The sequence below is a fragment of the Aequorivita capsosiphonis DSM 23843 genome (assembly GCF_000429125.1).
In the GTDB taxonomy this organism is placed as follows: Bacteria; Bacteroidota; Bacteroidia; order Flavobacteriales; family Flavobacteriaceae; genus Aequorivita; species Aequorivita capsosiphonis.
The window spans coordinates 50,203-76,618 of the sequence record NZ_AUBG01000020.1 but is presented as its reverse complement, the minus strand read 5'-3'; the positions used below and the strand labels follow the sequence as shown (position 1 = coordinate 76,618).

Genomic DNA, 26,416 nt, shown 5'->3' with positions numbered 1-26,416 from the left:
GCTTTCACCTACCTTTTTTGCCCCAAATCTTACCAAAGACCTAACCTACTTACGTCAAATGGTAAGTTCAAATATAATTTAACTTTTGGCACCAAAACACAGTAAATCAACAAATTCGATAAAGTGGATCAACTTTCCGATAATCGGTTGGAAGTCTGTTAAAGTCTTTAGTGATTAATAAGCTCGCTCCGGATTTCCTTCGTAGAAATTGATATAAGCACGATTTACAACTCTATTTCCTCCTGCTGTTGGGTAATTACCTGTGAAATACCAATCGCCCAAGTTTTTGGGACAGGCCTTGTGCAAATTATCAACGGATTGAAAAATAAGTTTGACTTTAGCTTGTATATTTTCCTCACTAATAATTTCAGCGATCTTATCTGAAATTTCCTCGTCCGTAAAAGGTGCGTATAACTTTTTTACGTGATTAACCACAGAGATATCTTCCATCGGTAGCTGCTCTTTACATTTATTGTAAATTTCTTCTACAATTGCATAGGTGCCTCTATCCTTATGAAGATGTAAAGCTGCTTGAAAGGCTACTAAATCCTCCAATCTCGCCATATCTATTCCATAGCAATCTGGGTATCTAATCTGTGGTGCTGAAGAAACTACAACAATTTGCTTTGGATGAAGTCTGTCGAGCATTTTAAGAATACTTTTTTTCAAAGTAGTTCCTCTTACAATGCTATCATCAATGATCACTAGGTTATCGCTGTCTTTTACCACGCCATAGGTAACGTCATAAACGTGTGCCACAAGGTCATCACGGCTACTATCGTCCGTTATGAATGTTCTTAGTTTTACATCCTTTATGGCTATTTTCTCTGTACGAATTTTATGTGCCTGAATCTGCTGAAGCCGTTCCGTTGTCAAACTTTCCTTTTCCTGTAATATAGCCTCATTTTTTTGTTTGTTCAATTCGTCTTGTGCCGCATCCAACATTCCATAAAACGAAGTTTCTGCAGTATTGGGTATAAATGAAAAAACGGCATTTTCGGTATCATAGTCTATTGCTTCAAGTACTTTCGGCATAACTAATTTACCCAGCATTTTTCGTTCTTGATAAATTTCGGCATCGCTTCCACGTGAGAAATAGATTCTTTCAAAAGAACAGGATTTTCGTTCTAATGGGGCCAAAATCTCGGATATTTTCATACTTCCATCTTTCTTCACAATCAATGCGTTGCCAGGATTCAATTCCTTCACCTCCTCAAATGGAACATTAAAAGTTGTTTGAATAGCGGGTCTTTCAGAAGCAACCACCACTACCTCATCATCTTGATAGTAGTATGCTGGTCTAATTCCAGCAGGGTCACGTAGTACAAATGCATCGCCATGCCCCAAAAGTCCAGCCATTGCATATCCGCCATCCCAATTGGAGGCCGACTTACGAAGAATCTTAGCTAGGTTCAAATTTTCGGCGATATAAGGAGAAGCTTCCTGCTTGTTCAATCCTTTTGCTTTCGCCTTTTTATATAGTTTGCGAACGGCATCATCCAAAAAATGACCTATTCTTTCCATCACCGTAACGGTATCTGCCTTTTCTTTTGGGTGCATTCCCAAGTTTATAAGATTATCAAACAAGGCATTCGTATTCGTCATATTAAAATTTCCCGCAATAATAAGGTTACGGTGCATCCAGTTATTTTGACGAAGAAAGGGATGTACGTTTTCTACACTATTAAGTCCAAAAGTACCATAGCGAACGTGTCCTAAAAACAATTCACCTATATATGGAATGTTCTTTTTTTGCGCGGCAACATCATCTTTATATTCTGGATGTTCCGTAAACTCCAAATTGATCCGTTCATTTATCTGCGCAAAAATATCTTGAATGGGCTGTGCATCATTGGAACGCACCCGACTTATATATCGCTCTCCAGGATTGACATCTAATTTAATGCTGGCCAAACCTGCGCCGTCTTGTCCACGGTTATGCTGTTTTTCCATCATTAAATACATTTTGTTTACCCCGTAAAATGCCGTACCGTATTTCTCCTTATAATACTCCAAGGGTTTTAACAATCTTACCAAGGCAATTCCACATTCGTGTTTTAACGCGTCGCTCATATTTTTTCTAAAACTATATAAAATGTATAAAAAACGCCCTGTAATTTCAGGGCGCGTATTTAGGTTAACTTAATATCAAATTGTGTCAGGCTTTTAAATTGTTGTATGCGCTGATGCACGTCTTTATTTGTGAGATTCAACAATCTTTCAGGACCAAACTTTTCTACACAGAATGACGCCAATGCAGATCCATTGATAACCGCATTCTTCATATTATCATAAGTATAATCACCAGTTCTCGCCAGGTAACCAGTAAAACCACCAGCAAATGTATCGCCAGCCCCAGTTGGATCAAAAACTTCACGCAATGGCATTGCTGGGGCAAAGAACACATCATCATCACCAAAAAGCAACGCACCGTGTTCACCCTTTTTTATCACCACATAGTTAGGTCCCATTTCCATAATTTTCTGTGCAGCTTTTACTAGCGAATATTCGCCTGAAAGCTGTCTTGCCTCTTCATCATTTATAGTTACAACATCAACTTTCGCTATAACTTGCATCAATTCATCTAGAGCACTATCCATCCAAAAATTCATGGTATCCAAAACAATCAATTTTGGAGAATCCATTTGTTCGATTACGCTCAGTTGGACGAGAGGATGAAGGTTTCCTAACATAACTACTTCGGCATCTCGATAGGCTGCAGGAACTTGCGGATTGAAATCTGCAAGTACGTTCAAATCTGTTATCAACGTATCACGGGTATTCATATCATTGTGATATTTTCCGCTCCAAAAGAAGGTTTTTCCATTTTCAACAATCTCAAGACCTGAAATATCCATTCCATTATCTTCAAGCATTTTAAGATCTTCCTTAGGAAAATCGCCACCAACAATGGATACAATAGCGCCATCAACTTTAAACTGCGAAGCTGCCAAGCCAATATAAGTAGCCGCACCACCAAGAATTTTATCTGTTTTCCCGAAGGGGGTTTCAATGGCATCGAACGCAACGGTGCCTACTATAACTAGTTTACTCATACGTGATTTTTAAAGAGGTGCAAATTTAATCAATTATTTGCAATTTTTTCCTTTTATAGATCTTAACTAATAGGATGTTAGATTTAAAGCTTAAAAAGCCTATTTGTTAATAAAATCGTAAATTCCCCAAATTTTAATTCTAAACCAATGAAAAACATCTACTTTCTTTTAATATTATGTCTGTTTTCTCAATTATCGCATGGTCAGGAAGGTGTTTCTTTCAAAGAAAATAAACAATTATATCTTCAAGGAAACTCAATTCTTATTGGCAATAACATTCTTGGAGAACACACCGTCAAACCATTGATGAATTTAACGAAGCCCAACGATCTGGTGGATATGAAATATATTGATATGGATAATGATCAGTCTACATTCAGTTCTAGTGAAGCAACAATAATTGATTCTCCCGAAAACACGATGGTTAAATATGCTGCACTTTATTGGTCCGGATTGTATCCCTTTAAAAAAGGAATATTAAGAAAATCTGGCAATAAAATGGTTTACGTGGGCCGTGGAGATAGAACTGAAAAAGTAAACTCAATTGAACTCAAAACTCCCAATGGAAATTATGAAACAGTTAATGGGGAAACAATTTACGACAGTTATCATTCCGAGGATTTTGAAACCAACAAACCTTATGTGTGCTATGCCGATGTTACAAAGAGACTTCAAAGCCTTCCAACTATAAAAGGAACTTACACCGCCGCAAATATAAAAGCCACTGAAGGTAAAATTTCGGGAGGAGGTTCGGCAGGATGGCTTTTATATATTGTTTATGAAGATCCAACGCAAAGTCCAAAGTACTTTAATATCTATAACGGATTGGTTGAGGTAAATAAAAAGGAGGTAGAAATAAACTTTAAGGACTTTAAAAGTAAAGAGGAAGGAGAAGTACAAACAACTATTGCAATAGGCGCTTTGGAAGGTGACCGGAGAATAAAAACAGACCAGGTTTCTGTCTTAAATGAAAAGACTGGTGATTTTATTCCGTTGAGCAATAATGTTAGAGAAAAAAGAAATTTTTTCAATAGCTCCATAACAATCGGTAATGAATCTTTCACTGACAGAAACCCGAATAGCGCGAACACGCTCGGTTTTGATTTGTTAAAGATGGAAATTCCAAACAAGGAGAATACGCTATTTGACAATACAACGACGCAGGCAAATTTTAAGTTTCAAGGAAAAGCAGATCGCTATTATCTATTTTTTGTCGCTTTTGAGACGGAAATTAACAATACTTTTTTACAAGAGAAAACAGAGGCTATTGCAACCGTTACAACTGCCAAATCTCCAGAACCAATCGCTAACTTAACGCAGCACGAAAACCTCAAGCAACTCGAAAAAGCTGTAGCAACTGAAAAAGATATCGAAATAGTTAAAACAATGGAAGAAAATGTTCAGAAAAATCTTCCAGCAGCTGAAGAAGTTCAAAAATCTGCAAAAAGCAATTTACCCAAGGAGCCTGTGGTTATTGCTTCAGAAGATACAAAAAAAGCTAAATTAAAAAAGGAGACTAAAATCCGAAGCATGTCAATTCCTGGCTTAGACCCGGGATACTATATTATTACAAATGCTTTCTCATCTATAAGCAATGCTGAGAATTGGTCAAAAACTTTAAAAGAGAAAAACTTTCATCCAGGAACTTTCGTCAATCCAGAGAATAAATTGAATTACGTTTATATCGCTAAGGGCAAAGCCTTAAATTCTATTTATGAAAAATGGATCGCTAATAAAGACTTAGCGCTCTTTAAAGATATATGGATCGCTGAAATTAATTGATAGAAACTAAAAATCTTAAACTGTTTTTATATTTCCGATCAACATCGAAAGAAATCACAAGATGTATTAAAAAGAGTCATCAATTCCCCTTTGGGGATTAAGGGGATTTTATTTTCGTCCAAAATCCGCAGGGATCTCTCCCCAAGCTTTGGTTTCCCACTTTACTACTTTGGTTTCGTATTTATTCGTTTTGAGCCAGTTTTCAGCTCTTACAACCAATTCAAAAAGTGTTTTGTTTCTCGCATTTGGTTTTAATTTTGTATTGCACTTCTTCTTTTTTACCCAGCCCATTGCAATTCGAGAATCAGTATAAAGAATCCTATCACTACTGTGTTGCTTTAAAAAAGCCAAACCGTGCACCAGCGCCAAAAACTCGCCGATATTATTGGTTCCCTGTTGAAAAGGACCTTGATGGAACAATTGTTTATGCGTTTGCGTATCTACTCCTCGATATTCCATTTTCCCCGGATTACCGCTTGAGGCAGCGTCAACAGCAATAGAATATAAGTTGGGCTCCCCTATTTTTTGAAGTAACTCCTTTGAAATTGTTTTTTTTACAGTCTTTCCTTTATAATCGGCATACGATTTATTGTAGGCTTTTTTTGCTTCGTCTAAAGTTTCAAAGCTCTTGTATTGCGCGCCGGGAACCCCGTGAATTGAGCGCTTACATTCTTTCCAACTTTTAAAGATTCCAGCAGGATTTCCGAACCAAACAACGTAAAATTTTTGTTTTTTACCCATTTTGAAGAATCTCTTCTATTACCTTCGGAAACCATTCGTATTCCAAACTATGAACCTTCTTTGCAATCGTTTCGGATGTTTCCGTTTTTAAAAGTTTCACTTTCTTCTGTGAAATAATTGCTCCCTCGTCATAGTTTTCATTCACATAATGAATGGTTATTCCTGTTTCTACGTCTTTGTTGTTTAATACAGCATCGTGCACAAAACTACCGTACATACCTTTTCCACCATATTTTGGAAGCAAGGCCGGATGAATATTGATCACTTTATCTGGAAATTCTGTAATGATTATTTCAGGAAATTTAAGTAGGAATCCAGCCAATACTATTAGGTCTGGTTGGGCCGATTTCAAAATTTTCAATACTCCTTCTTCTGATAAAAATTTGTCTTTCGTGAAAGAGACCGCTTCAACATTAAGCTTTTCAGCACGTTCCAAGACTTTGGCATCCTTCTTGTTTGAAAGCACAAGAACGACCTCGGCAAATTGGGTTCGTTGAAAGTATTTAATAATGTTCTCGGTATTGGTACCGCTACCCGACGCAAAAATTACAATCCGTTTCTTCATTCTCGTTTCCAAAAGTTTTTCTCGAAGTAAATATTAATAAATAAAACAACAAAAGTAAGGCAATAGGGTTTTACTTCGCCCAAAATTGTTTAATTTGGTTTAATATTTCGGTGATATTTTGTATCATTGAAATGTTTCTATGCGCAATGAACATAAATAAAACATACTTGTTTATCGCGTATTGCTCTATTTAAGAGATGAATATAAATTTGACGTATATCATTTTCGTATAAAAACGAATTTTAAATGAGTCTCATTTTCACATTTTGAACATTAAATGGTGTAATCAATTAAAATATTTTATTTTTGCCACTTATAATTAAATTAAAAAATTAAAAATTATGTCAGACATTGCATCAAGAGTAAAAGCGATTATCGTAGACAAATTAGGTGTAGACGAAAACGAAGTTGTAAACGAAGCTAGCTTCACAAACGACTTAGGAGCCGACTCCTTGGATACGGTAGAGCTTATAATGGAATTTGAAAAAGAATTTGATATCCAGATTCCAGACGACCAAGCTGAAAATATTGCTACGGTAGGTCAAGCAATTTCATATATAGAAGCAGCTAAATAAGAATTCTTCTATGGAGTTGAAGCGAGTTGTAGTTACTGGTCTTGGAGCACTTACACCAATTGGAAACAATATTGAAGAATATTGGGACGCCCTTATTGAAGGGAAAAGCGGTTGTGCCCCAATAACCTATTTTGATACTGAAAAGTTCAAAACGAAATTCGCTTGTGAATTGAAAAATTTCAATGCAGAAGACCATTTTGATAGGAAAGAAGCCCGAAAGCTAGACCGTTTTGCCCAATACGCCCTTGTATCTTCAGATGAAGCCATCTTAGATGCTGGAATTGATTTCATTGATGTCGACAAATTTCGTGTTGGCGTTATATGGGGAGCGGGAATCGGTGGCTTGGAAACCTTCCAAAATGAAGTTATAAACTTTGCAGAAGGGGATGGAACACCGCGTTTCAACCCCTTCTTTATTCCAAAAATGATTGCCGATATTGCACCTGCAAACATTTCCATAAAACACGGTTTTATGGGGCCTAACTATACTACCGTCTCTGCTTGTGCATCTTCTGCAAATGCAATAATAGACGCGTTCAACTATATTAGATTGGGCACTTGCGATATTATTGTTACTGGAGGAAGTGAAGCAGCGGTAACCATAGCTGGAATGGGAGGTTTTAACGCAATGCATGCATTGTCTACCCGCAATGAAAGTCCCGAAACAGCATCTAGACCTTTTGACGCAACCAGAGATGGTTTTGTGTTAGGCGAAGGAGCAGGAGCTCTTATTTTAGAAGAATATGAGCATGCCAAAAAACGAGGGGCTAAAATTTATGCGGAAATTGTTGGCGGTGGTATGAGCAGCGATGCGCACCATATGACCGCTCCACATCCAGAAGGAAGAGGTGTGGAACGCGTTATGCTAAATTGCTTACGCGACGCACATATGAGCCCGAATGAAGTTGATGCCATCAATACGCACGGAACTTCAACACCCTTGGGTGATGTTGCCGAATTAAAGGCAATTGTAAGTGTTTTTGGTGAACACGCCAAGGACATCAATATCAATTCAACAAAATCAATGACGGGGCATCTACTTGGTGCTGCCGGAGCTATTGAAGCCATTTCCTCTATTTTGTCTATGAAATACGGAATTGTTCCTCCTACCATTAACCATACTACGGTAGATGAAAACATTGATTCATCCTTAAACCTTACTCTTAACAAGGCTCAAAAACGCGACATAAAAGTGGCAATGAGCAATACTTTTGGGTTTGGTGGGCACAATGCCTGCGTGCTCTTTAAAAAACTTGATGCCTAATGAATGGCTTCCATTAAAAACATATTTTCTACCCGTCCAGAAAAAGATGGGGAATTTTTTAATTCCCTGAAAAAAATATTGGGTTTCAAGCCAAAAGACATCTTCATTTACGAAACGGCTTTTACCCATCGTTCTACAAACGAAAAAAATCTAAATGGACAACCCCAAAACTACGAAAGACTAGAGTTTTTAGGAGATGCCATGTTAGGCGCCGTAATAGCAGCTCACCTATTTAAAAAAGTTCCAGAGGGTAATGAAGGTTATCTAACTAAAATGCGAAGCAAAGTGGTTAGTAGGGAACATCTTAATGAATTGGGGCGTGATCTACAATTAACGAAATTTCTAAAAACAACGGTGCCAACGCAACAATTCAGTGGAAACATCTACGGAAATGTTTTTGAAGCACTTGTGGGTGCAATCTATCTGGATCGCGGTTTTAAGTATTGTGAAAAATTCATTTATAAGCAGGTAATTAAGCCCTATGTAGATATCAAAAAATTAGAAGGAAAAGTTATTAGCTATAAAAGCCTTTTAATTGAATGGTGTCAGAAATACAAAAAACCTTTCAATTTTGAAATTTACGAAGATACAGGCAAAGATGAACTTAAACATTTTGCCGTACGTCTAAAAGTAGATGACGAAATAGTAGCAAAAGCAAGGGCTACCTCTAAAAAGAAAGCCGAGGAACGCGCTGCAAAACGAGCCTATTACAAGCTTCAACTTAAGATAGATTCTCAAAAGGGCTGAGCTAGAGATTATCTTTACATTAATTTTATTTTCAACATCCCAACTATTTTAGCTATTCCCTTTAAAGTTGTCTATTTTTGTATGGAGACAGTCAGCAGAAGGAATCTATCTGCAATATCGGAAATATCACTAAAATTTAAATTAAAAATGGCCAACCATAAGCTACTTTTTGAAGAAGAATGTGAAGATCCCTTCACCCTTATTGCAATACATTGTAGTGAAGAAGAGTACAAAGTGGCCTATTTGATGAATAAATTTTTAAATACAAGATTTAAAAGAAGAAAGGTTGATATTGATTTCACATTTGAAGGATTAATAACCACGTTTCCCATATTCGATTTTACGGACGAGATAAACTACACCCAGTATTATTTAATATCCAATAAATGCCGGACAATCGAAGCGACTTTACAAAGCTCTGGTGGCTTATTTTCCGAAATGAATTCTGAAAAAGCCAAAGATCATTTTCTGATTCCAGAATTTAAAAAGGTAGATTATTTTCTGAAAATATATTCAGACTTTGAAAATGTGCTACTCACAACTTTTATTTCTGAAATAAACAAGATCAAGCAAATTATTTCCGCATATAGTGTGGAAACCGATACAATAAAATCTAAGAACAATTTAATTTTCGACTAAATGTCAACTCAAAAACGAACTAAAATAGTAGCTACGCTAGGTCCCGCAACCAACAGCGAAGATGTTTTAAAACAAATGATGTTAGAAGGTGTCGACGTTTTTAGGGTAAACTTTTCACATGCAGATTACGATACCGTTAAAGAAAACATCACCACCATACGCAGACTTTCAGATGAATTAGATCTGCATGTTGCCATTTTAGGCGACTTGCAAGGACCTAAACTTCGTGTTGGTGTAATGAAAGAAGAAGTAGTGCTCCAACCTGGAGACGAGCTTCTTTTTTGTACCGGAGAGGAATTTGAAGGCACCAAAAAGAAAGTCTATATGAATTATAACGACTTTCCCAAGGATGTAGAAGCTGGAGAACGCGTACTGTTAGACGACGGAAAACTTATTTTTGAAGTCTTGGAAACCAACAAAACCAATGAAATTAGAGTAATGGTAATTCAAGGCGGCCCCTTGCGTTCCAAAAAAGGAGTGAACCTACCCAATACCAGACTTTCTCTTCCCGCACTTACCCCAAAGGATAAGGCCGATGCCGTATTTGCGATAGAACAACAAGTAGATTGGATGGCGCTTTCCTTTGTGCGCCATGCAGAAGATTTAAAGGAATTACAGGCATTGATTGAAGCGCATTGCGAATATAAAATTCCAATTATCGCCAAAATAGAAAAACCAGAAGCTGTTGAAAATATCGATAAGATTATCGCCTATTGTGATGGTTTAATGGTGGCCCGTGGTGATTTGGGCGTAGAAGTTCCTGCTGAAGAAGTTCCATTGATCCAAAAAGAACTCGTGCTTGCTGCCAAGCGAGCGCGTATTCCAGTTATCATCGCCACACAAATGATGGAAACGATGATAACTTCCCTTACCCCAACCCGTGCCGAAGTAAACGACGTGGCAAACTCAGTGATGGACGGCGCCGATGCGGTAATGCTTTCAGGGGAAACTTCCGTGGGGAATTATCCTGTAGCCGTAATTAAAACCATGGCCAAAATTCTAAAAAGTGTAGAAAATTCTGAATTAATACGCGTTCCCCAAGAGCCGCCACAAATAAAAACCAATCGCTATATAACAAAGTCTATTTGCTATCACGCCGCACTTATGGCCAATGAAATTGAAGCTGAAGCTATTTGTACTTTAACGAATAGTGGTTATACCGCCTTTCAAATTTCTGCTTGGCGACCTTCGGCCTTTATTCTGGCCTTTACTTCAAATAAACGTATTCTTGCGCGTTTAAACTTATTATGGGGCGTAAAAGCGTTCTATTACGACAAATACGTAAGCACCGATGAAACCGTGGACGACGTAAACAGAATTGCTTGTGAAAAAGGATATGTAAACAAAGGTGATTATCTAATTAATCTTGCCGCTATGCCTATTGTGGATAAGGGGATGGTAAATACTTTAAGGGTTACGCAGGTGAAATAAACTAGGAAAATTTAATAATCTAATAAAGAAAATGGTCCAGAGACGGACCATTTTCTTTTATGAATATCTTTCTTAAAAAATCTAGAGCTTTTAATTTCGTATTAATCCGCAACCTCTACTTTTTCAAGTTTCATTCCATTAGCATCTTTTGAAATCGTAACTACATATCCAAATCCATCGGTTTTGTAGTTATAAACAATTCTCTCAAGTTGGTTGGCATTTCTGGAAATCTGCAATTCGCTTATAAAATCGTTCTTCTTTTTATTGGCATTTTGTTGGGTCTCGTGATTGGATCCTTTTGGATTTGGAAAAGCGAATGATTTTGGAATATTAAAAAGTTGCTGCGCCGTAAAAAAAGCTTCGTGCCATTTATCTGTTGGTAAAATTAAAGTCTCGGTTTTTGTGGGCTTGCTTGCCGTTCCTCCAGTAGCTTCAGAATAATTTACTTTTGGAAAATCCTTTTTTAGTTCTTCAGCATAATTCTTCGCAACTGCAGTTTCTCCAGGGGGAGAAAACTTCGACATAAAACCATTAAAGGCGAATCCTTTGATATTGTTGAATTCCACCTCATCCATGGCGCCATCAATTCCACCGACGTTCATTGTTGCTTTCTCTTCCGCATTAATAAGTTTCACCTTAGTCCCCAATGGCATCACCGTCAATTTTGAACTTTGCAAGTTTGGATGTTCACGCAGAGTCAAACCGCTACTAGCGGTAACATACATAGATTCTGGAATGGTTTCCGCGGGAATGGAATCAGTAACAACAGAGGTTGTTTCTTCATTGGTTTTGACATCGTTTTTACAGGAAAAAAGTAGGGTGAATCCTAGAATGGCAAGAATGGGAAATGCTATAGTTTTCATAAATGTTATTATTGATGTATAAAGTATGCTGTCTGCATTATTAGTTTTCATTATTTAACTTTAAAAGTTCCGAAATAACTGCCTGGGAAATTCTAAAGTCTGTTGCAGGCTCGCTTCAACCTCTAAAATTTTTACCACGAAGCCCACTAATTTTCACGAAACTACTCTTGCGTGGAATGTATGTGCTTAAATAATTCCTTATCGATTTCACGAATAAACCAGACTTACAGTCTGGTTTAACAACCTCGTTCAGAATATACTGCTGGACTAAACTTTAGTCAATACTGATTTACTGAAAAGGTAATATGATTCTATCAGAAATTATAACTTTAGGCATTGGCTATATCTTCCCGTAAGTCTGAAACCGAAGTGCTAAAAACAGAAACTCCATAATGTCCAAGTAACTCCATAAAAGTTTCCTTGGAAACCCCAACCATTTTTGCAGCTTCCCCCAACGAAAGTTTACAATTCTTATATAACTGTGATGCAATCATCATTGAAATATCAAAATCGTTTACTTCTAAAGTATCTGGTAATCGCAATTTTAGCATACGCATGTTCCTATCGTTATATCAAAGATACATAATTTCCTTTAAGCTAATAAATCTCATAATGGGTGGAGTTTTAGGATTGCCTCTCGCCTCTATTGCCTATATAATATACTAAATCTCCTTCCCTTCGGGAGGTCCCGATAACTATCGGGAGGGGGCGGGACTAAAACTCCAGCTTCAATTGAACATCTATGGATTCCTTAAGATCTTCTTTCTTTTTAGGCTTTTCATTGTTAAGACTCGAAATTGAAATCCCCAATAAGCGCACAGAGTCCTTCATTTTTTCTTGATATAACAGTTCTTTAACCACTTCTAGAATTAGTTCCTTGGAAGAAAGAAATTGCGGAACGGTTTTGCTTCGGGTTTGTATGCTGAAATCGCTGTAACGAATTTTTAAGGTAACCGTTTTTCCCGCCAGTTTTCTTTTGAGCAAACGCTGTTCCACTTCATTGGCGATTTCCTCTAAACGCTCCATCATAAAAATTTCCGAAGAAATATTCTCCGTGAAAGTGTGTTCCGAAGCCAATGACTTCTGCGTTCTGGATGGTTTTACTTTACTATTGTGAATTCCGCGAACCACGTTGAAGTAATGATTTCCGCTCTTTCCGAAGTTTTCATTTAAAAATTCCAACGACTGATTCTTTAAATCAATTCCGGTATATATCCCTAAACGATACATTTTCTCCTTGGTCACCTTGCCAACGCCGAAGAATTTTTTTACGTCCAAGGTTTCTAAAAAAGGAACTACTTCTTCCGGAACAATGGTTTTTTGGCCGTTTGGTTTATTGATGTCACTCGCAATTTTTGCGACAAATTTATTGATGGAAATTCCTGCGGAAGCATTCAGGCCAGTTTTTTCTTTTATTTTCTTCCGAATTTCCTCGGCAATCATCGAGGCGCTGGGATTTCCCTTTTTATTTTCGGTTACATCAAGGTAGGCTTCGTCCAGTGAAAGCGGTTCTACCAAATCTGTATATTCAAAAAATATTTCACGGATTTGTTTCGAAACTTCCCTATATCTATCAAATCTAGGCGGAACAAATATAAGATCTGGACAATTTCGTTTAGCCGCCATTCCACTCATTGCGCTGCGGACACCAAATTTTCGGGCTTCATAACTTGCTGCTGCCACAACACCACGCTTTTCACTGCCTCCAACGGCGAGAGCCTTCCCCCGAAGTTCAGGATTATCCAACTGCTCTACGGAAGCATAAAAAGCATCCATATCTATGTGGATTATTTTGCGGTTTTGGTGTTCTTGGAACATAGTGTAAAAATACTACCTTTAATGGATTCCAAACCCCAAAGGTTTTCATTTATCCGCCGAAGGAAGAAAACCTTCGGGGTTTTATTAACTTCCTACAAGCTTTTCAAAACCTGCCTTGCCGGCAGGCAAGCTTGTAGTATATTTATACTATGAAAACAGCAATCATCTTAGGTGCAACCGGATTAACGGGAAGCTTGCTTTTAGAAAAGCTTTTAAACGATCCTTCTTTTAAAAAAATAAAACTATTCTCTCGGAGTTCAGTTGAAATAACAAATCCGAAAATTGAAGAACATCTAATAGATATGTTCAATTTGGAAAAATTTTCTGAAGTCTTTACAGCGGATGTAGTTTTCTGCTGCATAGGAACCACAAAAGCAAAAACTCCCGATAAGGAAGTCTATAAAAAGATTGATTACGGAATTCCTGTTACGGCTGCAAAACTGGGAAAAGAGAATGGAATCAAAATTTTCATTTCAATTTCAGCCTTGGGTGCAGACGAAAACAGCAGCGTTTTTTACAATAAAACAAAAGGTGAAATGCAACGCGATGTGTTAAGCCGAAATATTGAAAATACCTATATCTTACAACCATCATTAATAGTTGGCAATCGAAAAGAATCTCGTTTTGGAGAAAATGCAGCTGAATTTTTTATGAAAATTTTCGGGTTTTTAATTCCGAAGAAATACAAGATGATAAAAGGCGAAACCATTGCTGATGCGATGCAGATTTTAGCAAAAAAAGGGTATTCTGAAAAAATAATTACTTCAGAAAAAATAAAGGAAATTGCTAAGACCTAACCGGTTTAGATTGCTTCGTGCCTCGCAATGACTTCTGTGAGGTCTAAAAAATAAAAAAAAATGCAAGAAATAGAACGAAAATTTTTGGTCACTTCCGACGCTTTTAAAAGTGAAGCTTTTAAGAGAACTCATATTGTTCAGGGGTTTTTAAATACTCATCCTGAACGCACGGTACGGATTCGAATTCGTGGAAACGATGGATTTATAACGGTGAAAGGAAAGTCAAATAATTCCGGCCTATCAAGATTTGAATGGGAAAAACAGATTTCACTTGCTGAAGCCGAAGAGCTTATCCATCTTTGTGAGCCTGGAATAATTGAAAAAACACGTTTCGAAGTCCAAAGCGGGGAACACATTTTTGAAGTGGATGAGTTTATGGGTAACAATGATGGTCTCATAGTTGCCGAAGTAGAATTGAAAGCTGAAAACGAACCCTTTGTGGAACCGGAATGGTTGGGAAAAGAAGTTACGGGAGATATTAAATATTACAATTCAAATCTAAGCAAGAAGCCATATAATAAGTGGCAGTAGCCAGTTGCAGTTGACAGTATCACTGTGATATAAGCTGAATTACTTTTTGAATTGTTTCTTTGTTGGAAGTAGCGACGATTCCTTCTTCAAAAAAAGCATCACTATGCATTAATACTTTTGGTTTTTTATAGAGTGTTTGCTTTTTATCGGTTGCAGAAAAGTGGATGCTCGTAAAACCCGCATCTTTAAAAGCTTGGACATTTTGAATATTAATACCGCCGCCGGGCATAATTTCAAGTTTGCTTTCTGATAGTTCTTTCAGTTGTTTCAAGAGTGAAATTCCCTCAAAAGCATTAGATTCAAGTCCTGATGATAGCAATCTATCCACTTTTAAATCCATTAGCTTTTGAAGTTCCTCCAAAGGATTTTGAACCCAATCAAAAGCTCGGTGAAACGTAAATTCCATTCCTTTAGCAGCTTTGATCAATTGTGCTGTGCGTTTCACATCAACTTCCAGATGATGATCTAAAACCCCGCTAACAATTCCTGTACAACCTATTTCACTACAGAAATTAATGTCTCTCAACATCACATCAAATTCTTCTTCTGAATAGGTAAAATTCCCACTTCTTGGCCTAATCAAAACGTGAATTGGAATATTCAGTTCAATAATTACTTTCTCAATTAATCCAAGGGAAGGAGTTAGGCCACCTACAGAAAGTTCGGTGCAAAGTTCAATACGGTCAGCTCCCGCATCTTGAGCGGCTTTGGCACTTGCAAAGCTATTGGCGCAGATTTCAATTTTCATAATCATAAACTTTCTAAAATCTTTAGATAATTCGAACTTTAATAATAATCCCGGGGATCGTAAAGATACTAAAAGGCTTTAGCCAAAATGGATATTTCTAATCATTCGGCTAAAGCCAAGGTCAAGAGCTTCTTTTACCACGCGCTGAAACCCGTGGCTATTGAAAAATAAATCTAATCCAAATAATAAGTGTGGTTTAAAGTGGTTTTGGATTATTCAACAACTATTTCATCTATAAACGTCCAAGCATTATGACCCGCACCTTGCAAGCCATCAGGAATCATTCCGTAACTTGGAATGGTCAATTTTATATATCTAGGTTTCAAATTTTTGTTCTTCGCTAAATCTACCTCCACGTATATTAAATTATCGTTTTCAGCTTTTATTTTTGTTGAAATGGAAACTTCTTCTCCTTTGGAATTCTCGTAGGAGACAATCATTTCATTCGGGGAATAAACCCATACTCCTGGCGAATTGAAGAATCGGGTTTTTAAAGATTTCACTTCTGTGTCTTTTCCCAGATCGATTGTTATTTCCAAATCATCACCCCAAAATCCTAACCATTCCTTATCGCCGTAGCGTTTGTCGCTTCCTGAAATTCCGTTGATTAAGGCTTCTTTTCCACCTGCCGCATACGCCGGATTTGGTTCAACGTTGATTGCAATTTTCCCTGTAATTGCTTTGTGATATTTTATTGCTTCGGAAAAGTCACGCCCCAATTTTTTGCCATCTTTAAACACGTTTGCGGTAATCTTGGAATCTTTTTCAATTAAAATTGGCTGGGAATACTTTTTTTGTTCAGAATTATTTAGGGAATATCTTATTTCCTTTCCTTTAGTAGGTGTGGTCATTTCGTAATAAACCCCGCCTGTCCGGCCGGCAGGTTTGCCATCTTTTTTCAGGATTTTGCCTTCAACTTCGTATAAATAATTGGCGTAATTGATATCCAAAGCATCCAAACGCTTCATAAAAACTTCCACTCGAGAAAAGAAATCGGGATAATCCTTGTCAAAATTTTGGGAAGGACCGCTCCACACAACCTCACTCATTGCAAGGATTCTCGGAAAAACCATATACTCCACTTGTTTTTCGGTTGGAATGTATTCTGTCCATAAATTGGCTTGGGCGCCGAGAATATATTTTCCTTCTTCTTCAGTCAATTCGTGCGGAATTGGATTTAGCGAATACACTTTTTTCAAGGGAAGAAATCCGCCAATTGCTGTAGGTTCATCCAAATTTTCACTTTGATAATAATCGAAATAAGCGTGGGAAACCGGCGTCATAATCACATCGTGTTTTTGCTTGGCAGCATCAATGCCGCCTTGCATTCCGCGCCAAGACATTACTGTTGCATTTGGTGCGAGACCACCTTCCAAAATCTCATCCCAGCCTATAATTTTCTTGCCTTTGCTGTTTACAAATTCTTCAATTCTATGGATGAAATAACTCTGCAAACCATTTTCATCTTTTAAATTTTTATCCTTTATCAATTGTTGACAATGTTCACAATTTTTCCATCTTAATTTTGGAGCTTCATCGCCGCCAATATGAATATATTCCCCAGGAAACAAAGGCATAACTTCACTTAAAACATTTTCCAAAAAGGTGAAAGTTTCTTCCTTCGGGCAAAAAATATCCTCAAATACGCCCCAAGTTGTAGCTACCGGAATCTGCTCGCCAGTACAGCCCAAGTCAGGATACGAATGGATAGCAGCTTGCGCGTGACCTGGCATTTCGATCTCTGGGATGATGGTTATGTTTTGTGTGGCGGCAAAAGCAACTACTTCCTTTATGTCTTCTTGCGTATAAAATCCACCGTAGCGCTTGCCGTCATAGGTTTCTGGTTTGTCTTCGTAATGGCCAATTCGTGTTTCCTCACGAAAAGCACCTTTTTTTGTTAACTCTGGATATTGTTTAATTTCGATACGCCAACCTTGGTCATCCGTAAGATGCCAATGAAACGTATTCATTTTTAAAAGCGCGAGATTTGCGATGTACTTCTTTACGAATTCTTTATCGAAAAAATGTCTGGCAACGTCCAAATGCATTCCACGGTATTGGAATTCTGGAAAATCGGTAATGGTCAATTGTGGAACTGACAAATTTTTATTTCCCCCATTAGGGGTTAGGGGGCTTTGTTTTTCCAATTCTGGTGGAAGCAACTGTCTTAAAGTTTGAATAGCATAAAATGCACCGCTGGCATCACTTGCTTTAATACCAATTTTTGAATCTGAAATTTCTAAAGAATAACCTTCTGAAGGCTGACTTGCATCTTTTTCAATAACTATCTGAGCCTTGTTTTTTGATTTCTTAGAAAGCTGAAATCCAGCGCCATTTTGAAGAAATTTCTGAAAGAAGTTTCCGGCGATTTCAAATTCAGTTTCAAAAAAGAAACTTGTGTTTTTATCAAGAATAAAAGTTCCGTTGTGAACTTCCATTTGTTGTGGTTTTGGAATGAGAACTACTTCTTGAGTTTGTGAATATCCGCTGAAACAGAAAATCGATAGAATTAGGATAGGTAGATTTCGCATCGTTATTTTATAAATTGGTTTAAGGTTTTGTACTGCAACTTTGGTGGGGTTGTGCTGTTGGTATAAAAGTAAATGGTTTTGGGTTGGTTGGGCAACAAATCAAAATAATTATCACTCCACTTTCCCTCGCTTTCTGCACTAAGAAATACGTTTTTTTGAAGGGTTTTTGAAGAAAGAGTGATTTTGAAAATATGTTTCTTAATTTCGGTTTTAATTTCATCTTGAACTTCGACTTCAACTTCATCTTCGCCGAGTTTCAAATCCTTCGGCTTTACAAAATAATGCAAATACTCACTTTCTCCAAAATTCACTTTTAAAACACTTGCTGCTTGGTCAAACTTCAAGTTTTTCAAGGGAAGTGAAAATAGAATTTCACTGCTGTTTTCAGAACTTACTTCTGGGATCTTCTTTTGAAAAATTTGATTTCCATAAAAATCTATCAATTCGATGGAAAGTGTATCCGATATGCTTTTAAATGTATCGTTTATGACAAAAATGTCTAGGGAGTCATTTTTCTCTTCCGCAGAAATCAAAACATTTTCAAATGACTTTTTTACGTGGTAATGCAAGGCTTTCCAATTTCCTAAATAGTCTATACTCGACCAAGAAACAACCGGCCAAAGGTCATTCAATTGCCAATAAAGCGTGCCCATATTATAGGGTTTTGCTCTGCGGTGGGCGTGGATTCCTTTTGTGATGCCATAGGCTTGTAGAACTTGGCTCATATAAACGTAATCTTCGCCATTCTTTGGAACTGGAAAATCCCGCGCCATATATTCGTCGATAATTTGAAATCCTCTTTTGTGTTTTTGATGGTTTGCAAAAAGAGAATCATTCATAATAACAGAATCCCTGCCCGTGGCATATTCAATAGTTTCAATATCCGGAAAAGATTGAAATCCGAATTCGCTCATAAATCGTGGCACTTCCTCTTCAAAATGTTCAAATGGATAGCCATCGTGCCAAACCCACCAGTCGTGGGCATCGCCTTCAAATTGGTAGCGTTTGTCGCCACGACCGTATTTTGGAGAACTTTCCCAATAATTGATGCTTGGGTTTAAACTATCCACTACTTGCGGTAATATTTCGTTGAAAATGGTTTTATAGGTTTGTGCGATTTCCTCCTTATGAGCTTCCTCTTTTCCATCTTGCCAACCCCAACGCGCCCAACCTTCGCTGATTTCGTTGTTACCACACCATAGCGCGATACTCGCGTGATTTCGCAGACGTTTTACATTATCTATCGCTTCAGGCTTTACGTTGCTTAGAAACGCTTTATCACCTGGATACATTCCACCGGCGAACATAAAATCCTGCCAGATTAAAATTCCGTTTTCATCACATAAGTCATAGAAATAATCATCTTCGTAAATCCCACCGCCCCAAACGCGAAGCATATTCATATTAGCTAAAACCGCATCATCGATAAGATCAGCATATTTTTGACGATTAAGCTTAGTTTCCATCATTTCCTGCGGAATGTAGTTGGCGCCTTTCATATAAACAGGTTTTCCATTTAATTTAAAATAGAAACTTTCGCCTATGGAATCTTTTTCGGTGATCAATTCAATAGATCGAATTCCCAGTTTTTTTGAATGGGTTTCTAAAACAGTTCCATTATGGATCAACTCAACTTGAATGTCATAAAGAAATGCTTCGCCTAGATTATGCGTCCACCAAAGTTTAGGGTTTTTTATGCTGAAGGGAATCTTGTATTGCTTTTGATTTGGCGTTGTTTCAAAGGTTTCAGAAAAACTTTCTCCAGTCCTTTTATTGGTGATTTTAATAGTGAATTCTTCTTCGCCTAAAACATCTACTTCAAACTTGGCAACAACCTCAGCAATTGAATCAGAAATGGATTTTGTTTGAAGAAAGACATCATTAATTCTTGCTTCATTGTAACTTGTGAGATAAATTTCACGCCAAATTCCCATTGTTTTTATAATCGGTCCCCAATCCCAACCGGATTGATATTGTGGTTTTCTACTGAAAACGCGGGCATCATCCGGTAGTTTATAATCGAGGTCGGAAGCTTTCTCTTTTTCTACGGAATCGATATTTGTGAAAACCACCAAAAGTTGGTTTTCAGGTTTTAGTAGTTTGCTTACTTCAACTTCCCAAGTTCTGAAAGCGTTGTTGGCGGAAAGAATAAGGCTGTCGTTTAAAAAAACTTTGGCATAGGTATCCAATCCTTCAAAATTCAGAAGATGTTTTTGCTTTTTTAAAATTTCATCTGAAATAGAAAAGCTCTTTTTGAATTGCCAGTTTTTGGTTGAAATCCATTGGATGGAGTCTTCGTTATTTTTCAAAAATGGATTTGGAATTTTACCCAATCGCAATAGGTCTGCTTGAACTGTTCCTGGCACTTCGGCAGCTTGCCATTCGTTGGTTTCAATTTCTGAAAATTGCCAGCCATCATTTAGTAAAATGGTTTCATTGGCAGATTCTTCACAAGAAATAAAAATAACTAATAAAACAATAAGTAGAAATGACAGGTTTTTCATTTCACGAAAATAGGAAATAAGTCTTCAGTAGCTATAAAACATATAGACATAAAAAAACTGCCTCAGCAAAAACGCCAAGGCAGTCAATCAACCAACTAATTAACCAAAATGAAAAAAGTTACTATCTCCAACCGCCACCAAGGGCTTCGTATAAATCTACGATGGCCTGTAGGCGATTATTTTTTGCTGCAACCAAATCTAGGTTAGAACTTAATGCGCGTTCTTGAGCGGTCAAAACTTCCAAATAATTTACCAAACCATTATCCAATAATTCTTGGGAATAATCTGTAGCCAAATTATAGGCGTCGTTCTCGCTTTCCTTAACTGTTATCTTTTCTGAAGCCGCTTCTATGGAATACATAGCATCTGAGACTTCTTTGCCTGCAACCAACAAGGCGTATTTAAATTGCAACAAAGCCTGTTCCTGTTGTGCTTGAGAAACTTCATACTGCGTCCTTATCTTTCTACTGTTGAAAATAGGTTGTGTTAACCCACCAACAACAGATGCGAATAATGAATTCACATTAAAAAGTTTATCTAACTCCAAACTTTGAAATCCGCCATTTGCATTAAGCGTAAGCGAAGGATAAAAACTACTTCGCGCTACATTTGTAAGTTCAAAAGCATTTACCAAACTGTATTCTGCAGCAATAACATCAGGTCTGTTACTCAACAATTGTGATGGAAAACCAGTTTTCAACGGAATATCGATACTTTGCTCTTCTAAACTACTTCTGGTAATATTATGCGGAGCACTTCCTAAAAGAATAGACAACGTATTTTCAACTAGGCGACTTTGGGTTTTTAAATCTATTAAAATAGCTTGAGCTGTATAAAGTTGCGCCTCGGTTTGTTTTACCCCTACTTCAGTAACATTACCAGCGTCTTTTAATGCTATTGTTGTTTCCAACCCTTTTGAGCGAGTTTCTATCGTTTCTTCAGTAACGCGAATCTGTTCGTCTATAGCCAAAAGCTGATAATAGGTTGACGCAATATTTGCTACCAATCTACTCTTTACGGCTTGATGGGCTGCAACAGATTGCAAATAAGTAGCATCTGAAGCGCGTTTTGTACTTCGTATTTTTCCCCAAATATCTGCTTCCCAAGAAAGTCCACCGGCAACTTCAAATTGATTTGCTGAAGAAGTCTGTCCAGCATATTGACTGCTAGCTGAAAACTCTTGATGGGCTGCTGTTGCGGTTCCATTTAAGGTAGGAAAATATCCTGCTTTGCCTTGCTTCACGTATGCTTCGGCAATTGCTATTTGTTGCAATGCAATGCGAATATCCATATTATTATTAAGGCCTTCTTCTATATAATTTTGAAGAATAGGATCTGTAAATATCTCCTTCCAAGACATTGTTGCCATAGACAAACTGTCTTGTGGCAACTGGTCTGTTCGGAAATTCTGTGATTCAACAACCGTTTCGGGTCTTGTGTATTCTTTTGCAACAAAACAAGATTGAAGCGACAAGAAGACTAGAGTTAATGCAACTCCTTTTATAAATTTCATAGTATGATTTCTTTTAGTTTTCATCTTCAGCTACTTTTTCCAATTTATCTGGCGTTTTGTTCATTTTATCCTGTAGATATTGAAAAAAGATATACAGAATAGGAATAACAAATACTCCGAATATAGTACCAATCAACAAACCACCAACGGCACCCGTACCAATAGCTCTGTTACCTCGTGCCCCAATTCCAGAGGCAAATACTAGTGGTAACAATCCTACAATAAATGCTAGGGATGTCATTAAGATAGGTCGAAGTCTCGCTTTGGCACCTTCAAAAGCGGCCTCCATACGTGTAAACCCGTGTCTTCGCCTTTGCAGTGCAAACTCCACAATAAGAATCGCGTTCTTCGCAAGGAGTCCTATAAGCATTATGAGGGCAATTTGGAAGAAAACGTTGTTTTCCAACCCAGCGAATTTTGTGACAACATAGGCACCAAAAACCCCAATTGGTACCGAAAGGATTACTGAAAATGGAATCAGATAACTTTCATATTGTGCAGCTAGAATAAAGTACACAAATATAATAACCAGAATAAAAATAAACGTGGTTTGATTACCTGCTGAAATTTCCTCACGTGTAAGCCCTGAGAATGCAATAGAATACTCTTGAGGTAAATTTTTACTTACCTCCTGCACCGCGGCAATAGCATCTCCAGAAGAATACCCAGGAGCCGCTGCCCCGTTTACACTCGCAGAGTTGAAAAGGTTGAATCGCGTTACCGATTGTGGTCCGTAAACTCGTTTTAAGCTAATAAATTCTGTTATCGGCGCCATTTCGTTTTGTGCGTTTCTCACAAACATTTGATTCAAACTTCCTACGGTAGCTCTATCTTCAGGTAATGCTTGAACAAAGACGCGGTATTGCTTTCCATATCTGGAGAAATCAGCTGCATAAATACTTCCGATATATCCTTGTAAGGTCGTAAGAATAGAACTCACGCTAATTCCTGCCTCTTTCGCTTTATCAATATCAACATCTATTTCATATTGTGGATAATCTGTGTTGAAGGAAGATTGCGCATACATAATTTCTGGCCGCTGCATAAGTTCCTGCAGATAGGTTTGTGTTGCGGCACTAAGATCATTAAAACTACCTCCTGTTCTATCCAAGACCTTCATTTCAAATCCGGATGAAATTCCAAAACCTGGAACACTCGGCGGTTGAAAGAAGAGAATCTTAGCATCAGGAATTGTTGCGGCAGCTTGGAAAAGTTTTCCCGTAATCGCTTCCACAGATTTGTCATCATCCTTTCTATCGGCCCAATTATCAAGTTTTATAAAACTAATCCCGTAGTTACTACCAGAACCGCTAATAATACTAAAACCATTTACAAGGGAAAAGTCACTAATTCCAGGGATGTCTTTTATCTTCTCACCTAATTCATTCGTTGCTGCTACTGTTCTATCTAAAGAAGCTCCTGGTGGCAATTCAATATTTGCAAAGATTAGCCCTCTATCCTCATCCGGTACGAAACCTGTTGGAGTTGTATTGGATGCCCAGACAATTCCAACCACACATACTACAAGGAAAACCACGCTAATCCATTTGTGCTTATATAAAAAACCTAAGGATTTTACGTATTTATTGGTAGTGACAGTAAATGCGGTATTAAATTTACTGAAAAATCTACCCATCAAATTCTTCTTCTTGACCTCTTCATCGTGCGATTTAAGGAAAATGGCACATAATGCCGGACTCAAGGTAAGTGCGTTTACCGCTGAAATTACAATTGCGACAATAAGTGTGACCCCAAACTGTTCATAGAAAACACCAGTGGGCCCTGTAATAAAGGTTACCGGAATAAATACAGCTGCCATCACTAGAGTAATAGAAATAATAGCCCCAGTAATCTCATCCATCGCAGAATGTGTAGCTTTTAAAGCATTTTTCTCCCCTTCCTCGAGTTTGGCGTGGACTGCTTCCACGACCACAATGGCGTCATCCACCACAATACCAATTGCCAATACAAGAGCAAAAAGTGTAAGTAAGTTAATGGAATATCCAAAAAGGTTTAGGAAAAAGAACGTTCCAATAATTGAAACCGGAACTGCAATTGCCGGAATTAGGGTAGATCTAAAGTCCTGTAAGAAAATAAATACCACTATAAAAACCAAAATAAAGGCTTCAATAAGTGTTGTAATTACTTTGCTAATGGAGGCTTCCAAAAACTCATTGGTATCGAAGTTTACAATGTACTTCATTCCTGTAGGGAAGTCCTTGTTTAACTCTTCAAACTTCTCGTGAACGGTGCGGATAATTTCCTGTGCATTCGAACCGGCAGTTTGATAAATAGCCAAACTTACACCTGGATTTCCGTTGGTATATGAAATAGAACCATAGTTTTGGGCATCCAATTCTACATCAGCCACATCTTTAAGAGTAAGGAATTTTCCATTTCCTAAAGATTTAATTACGATATCTTCATATTGTGAAGCTTCTTTATATCTACCACTATAAGTTAGTACATACTCAAAAGATTGGGCGTCATTTTGTCCCAAAGAACCAGCTGCAGCTTCTCTACTTTGCTCTTTAATCGCGGCAGTAATATCTGATGGCTCCAATTTATAGGCGGCCAATTTCTCTGGTTTTAGCCAAATACGCATCGCGTAATCCTTACTTCCAAATACGTTTACACCCCCAACACCATTAATCCTTTTTAATTCAGGAAGCACGTTGATATTCAAATAGTTTTGGATGTACGTACCGTCATAATCTTCGTTTTCGGAATACACCGTAAGGAACATCAAAGCACTCGTCTGTTGTTTTTGGGTAATTACCCCAGATTGGGTTACCTCTGATGGCAACAATGCACTTGCACGTGCCACACGGTTCTGTACATTCACCGCTGCAATATCTGGATCTACATCTTGATCAAAAAACACATTGATGCTGGCACTACCATTGTTACTGGCAGTTGAGGTAATATAGGTCATCCCTTCAACACCATTGATTTGTTCTTCAATAGGTATAATTACACTCTCAAGAACCGTCGCTGCGTTTGCACCAGGATAAGTGGCAGAAACCTGAACGGTAGGCGGGGCAATTTCTGGATATTGAGTAGTAGGTAGGGCAGTTATCCCTAACACTCCCAAAATTAATATGATAATGGAAACAACGCTCGATAGAACGGGTCGTTCAATAAACTTTCTGATCATAGTTTCTTCTTATTTGAATACTTTTTCTAATCCTTTTGCAATACTGTCAAATTCCATTGGTTGCGGAACAATCGGTGTTTTATCTCTTAATTTTCCAACGCCTTTGGCAACAATTTTATCGCCTGGTTTCACACCGTCTTTTACAACTATGATATTATCCACTTGATCCAAAATATTTATGGAATTTGAAACGGCCAAAGTATCACCCTGAACCTTATATACATAAGTTACTCCTTGTCTTTCATAAGTGGAAGAAGCCGGTACTACCGTTGCATCTGTATATACTTTTGGAAGTTGGATTTTTCCACTGTATCCACTGGAAAGAATATGATTAGGATTATCAAAAACAGCTCTAAAAGAAACAGTTCCAGTAGAAGGATCTACTTGAGAATTAATAGTTTCAATGGTTCCTTCTTGACCATAAAGACTTCCATTGGCAAGAATCAAACGAACTTTTGGTAAATTCTTTATTTTATCTTCTAAGGTCTCGCCCTCATTAGTTTCTATGAAATCCAAGTAATCCTTTTCATTTAAAGAAAAGAAAGCATATATTTTATCTATATCTGCCACAGTAGTCAAAGGCACTTGCGAAGTAGGGCTAATCAAAGCTCCTTCTCTAAATGGAATTGCACCTACATAACCATCAACTGGACTTTTTATAGTCGCGTATCCAATATTTGCTGCAATTGAATTATAACCACTTTGAGCTTGAGCCAATTTTGCCTTGGCCGTTTCCAATTGAACACTACTAATAATATTTTTTTCAACTAAAGGTTTTAGTTTATCCACCTCAACTTGTGCAGCATTCACATTTGCTTGTGCGGCACTGGCGTCTTGACTTAACGATTGGGTCTCTAATTTAAAAAGCGTTTGTCCCTTTCTTACCTTTTGACCTGCGTCCACTAAAACGTTCGTAATATAACCGGAAGCTTTTGCTCGCACTTCACTATTTATAATACCCTCCAAACTGGTTGGATAGGTAGCATAAGCAGTAACCGTTTCTGAAGGTATAGTAACTACGGGAAATGGCATTGCTTGTGGAGCACCTTGACCTTGTGCTTGACCTTTATCATTGCCACAGCTTGCAAATAATAAGCAGACGCCCATCAAGCTGGGAAGCAAATAAGTGAGTTGTATTTTTTTCATTTTATATG

Annotated in this window: 21 protein-coding genes; 8 read left to right on the top strand and 13 right to left on the bottom strand. The window is 37.6% G+C overall.

Annotated features, from left to right (window positions below):
• Positions 1-174 precede the first annotated feature (174 nt).
• Both G440_RS0115375 and G440_RS0115370 read right to left on the bottom strand, forming a co-directional pair.
• Entirely contained in the window at positions 175-2,073 is a 1,899-nt protein-coding gene (locus tag G440_RS0115375) for an amidophosphoribosyltransferase (RefSeq protein WP_026452133.1), read from the bottom strand.
• A 59-nt stretch (positions 2,074-2,132) separates the two neighbouring features.
• Positions 2,133-3,056: a PfkB family carbohydrate kinase gene (locus G440_RS0115370; RefSeq protein WP_026452132.1), complete on the bottom strand. Its 924-nt coding sequence runs from the start codon at positions 3,054-3,056 to the stop codon at positions 2,133-2,135.
• Between the two features lie 147 nt (positions 3,057-3,203).
• Here G440_RS0115370 and G440_RS0115365 point away from each other — a divergent pair, with 147 nt between their 5' ends.
• Positions 3,204-4,838 carry a hypothetical protein gene (locus G440_RS0115365; protein WP_026452131.1) on the top strand — a complete coding sequence of 545 codons (1,635 nt, stop codon included), beginning with the start codon at positions 3,204-3,206 and terminating at the stop codon, positions 4,836-4,838.
• Positions 4,839-4,946: 108 nt separating this feature from the next.
• Here the strand turns inward: G440_RS0115365 and G440_RS0115360 are convergent, their stop codons facing one another.
• Complete coding sequence (locus tag G440_RS0115360) at positions 4,947-5,579, bottom strand: ribonuclease H1 domain-containing protein (RefSeq protein ID WP_026452130.1); 633 nt, start codon at positions 5,577-5,579, stop codon at positions 4,947-4,949.
• The gene (gene purN / locus G440_RS0115355) at positions 5,572-6,144 is read right to left on the bottom strand and encodes a phosphoribosylglycinamide formyltransferase (RefSeq protein ID WP_026452129.1); all 573 of its coding nucleotides are present in this window, start codon (positions 6,142-6,144) and stop codon (positions 5,572-5,574) included. Before purN ends, G440_RS0115360 begins: the two co-directional genes overlap by 8 nt.
• A 341-nt stretch (positions 6,145-6,485) precedes the next feature.
• On the opposite strand from purN, the gene G440_RS0115350 reads away from it, so the two are divergent.
• The 5 genes from G440_RS0115350 to pyk all read left to right on the top strand — a co-directional run bounded on the left by G440_RS0115350 (position 6,486) and on the right by pyk (position 10,800).
• A complete protein-coding gene (locus G440_RS0115350; protein WP_014781833.1) occupies positions 6,486-6,719 on the top strand; it encodes an acyl carrier protein in 234 nt (77 codons plus the stop codon).
• Positions 6,720-6,729: 10 nt separating this feature from the next.
• Complete coding sequence (gene fabF / locus G440_RS0115345; protein WP_026452128.1) at positions 6,730-7,983, top strand: beta-ketoacyl-ACP synthase II; 1,254 nt, start codon at positions 6,730-6,732, stop codon at positions 7,981-7,983.
• A gap of 3 nt (positions 7,984-7,986) precedes the next feature.
• On the top strand, positions 7,987-8,730 hold the full coding sequence (gene rnc, locus G440_RS0115340) for a ribonuclease III (RefSeq protein WP_026452127.1): 744 nt from the start codon (positions 7,987-7,989) through the stop codon (positions 8,728-8,730).
• A 147-nt stretch (positions 8,731-8,877) separates the two neighbouring features.
• On the top strand, positions 8,878-9,369 hold the full coding sequence (locus G440_RS0115335) for an IPExxxVDY family protein (protein WP_026452126.1): 492 nt from the start codon (positions 8,878-8,880) through the stop codon (positions 9,367-9,369).
• Positions 9,370-10,800, top strand: coding sequence for a pyruvate kinase (gene pyk / locus G440_RS0115330; protein ID WP_026452125.1), 1,431 nt, complete (start codon positions 9,370-9,372; stop codon positions 10,798-10,800).
• Positions 10,801-10,901: 101 nt separating this feature from the next.
• Here the strand turns inward: pyk and G440_RS0115325 are convergent, their stop codons facing one another.
• The 3 genes from G440_RS0115325 to dinB all read right to left on the bottom strand — a co-directional run bounded on the left by G440_RS0115325 (position 10,902) and on the right by dinB (position 13,481).
• On the bottom strand, positions 10,902-11,714 hold the full coding sequence (locus tag G440_RS0115325; protein ID WP_026452124.1) for an SH3 domain-containing protein: 813 nt from the start codon (positions 11,712-11,714) through the stop codon (positions 10,902-10,904).
• A gap of 278 nt (positions 11,715-11,992) precedes the next feature.
• On the bottom strand, positions 11,993-12,220 hold the full coding sequence (locus tag G440_RS0115320; RefSeq protein WP_026452123.1) for a UPF0175 family protein: 228 nt from the start codon (positions 12,218-12,220) through the stop codon (positions 11,993-11,995).
• A 157-nt stretch (positions 12,221-12,377) separates the two neighbouring features.
• Complete coding sequence (gene dinB / locus G440_RS0115315; RefSeq protein ID WP_026452122.1) at positions 12,378-13,481, bottom strand: DNA polymerase IV; 1,104 nt, start codon at positions 13,479-13,481, stop codon at positions 12,378-12,380.
• 149 nt (positions 13,482-13,630) lie between these two features.
• On the opposite strand from dinB, the gene G440_RS0115310 reads away from it, so the two are divergent.
• A complete protein-coding gene (locus tag G440_RS0115310; RefSeq protein ID WP_034259687.1) occupies positions 13,631-14,278 on the top strand; it encodes an NAD(P)H-binding protein in 648 nt (215 codons plus the stop codon).
• 60 nt (positions 14,279-14,338) lie between these two features.
• Positions 14,339-14,809 (top strand): CYTH domain-containing protein, encoded by a 471-nt coding sequence (locus G440_RS0115305; protein ID WP_026452120.1) that lies wholly within the window; start codon positions 14,339-14,341, stop codon positions 14,807-14,809.
• Between the two features lie 19 nt (positions 14,810-14,828).
• Here the strand turns inward: G440_RS0115305 and G440_RS0115300 are convergent, their stop codons facing one another.
• From G440_RS0115300 to G440_RS0115275, 6 genes are all read right to left on the bottom strand, one after another.
• A complete protein-coding gene (locus G440_RS0115300) occupies positions 14,829-15,557 on the bottom strand; it encodes a copper homeostasis protein CutC (RefSeq protein ID WP_026452119.1) in 729 nt (242 codons plus the stop codon).
• 212 nt (positions 15,558-15,769) lie between these two features.
• Entirely contained in the window at positions 15,770-18,088 is a 2,319-nt protein-coding gene (locus G440_RS0115295) for a glycoside hydrolase family 20 protein (RefSeq protein WP_026452118.1), read from the bottom strand.
• A 2-nt stretch (positions 18,089-18,090) separates the two neighbouring features.
• Positions 18,091-20,592 carry a beta-mannosidase gene (locus G440_RS20080; RefSeq protein ID WP_034259684.1) on the bottom strand — a complete coding sequence of 834 codons (2,502 nt, stop codon included), beginning with the start codon at positions 20,590-20,592 and terminating at the stop codon, positions 18,091-18,093.
• A gap of 121 nt (positions 20,593-20,713) precedes the next feature.
• Complete coding sequence (locus tag G440_RS0115285) at positions 20,714-22,105, bottom strand: efflux transporter outer membrane subunit (RefSeq protein ID WP_051285421.1); 1,392 nt, start codon at positions 22,103-22,105, stop codon at positions 20,714-20,716.
• A gap of 13 nt (positions 22,106-22,118) precedes the next feature.
• Complete coding sequence (locus G440_RS0115280; protein WP_026452116.1) at positions 22,119-25,262, bottom strand: efflux RND transporter permease subunit; 3,144 nt, start codon at positions 25,260-25,262, stop codon at positions 22,119-22,121.
• Between the two features lie 9 nt (positions 25,263-25,271).
• Complete coding sequence (locus tag G440_RS0115275; protein ID WP_026452115.1) at positions 25,272-26,408, bottom strand: efflux RND transporter periplasmic adaptor subunit; 1,137 nt, start codon at positions 26,406-26,408, stop codon at positions 25,272-25,274.
• Positions 26,409-26,416: the final 8 nt, after the last annotated feature.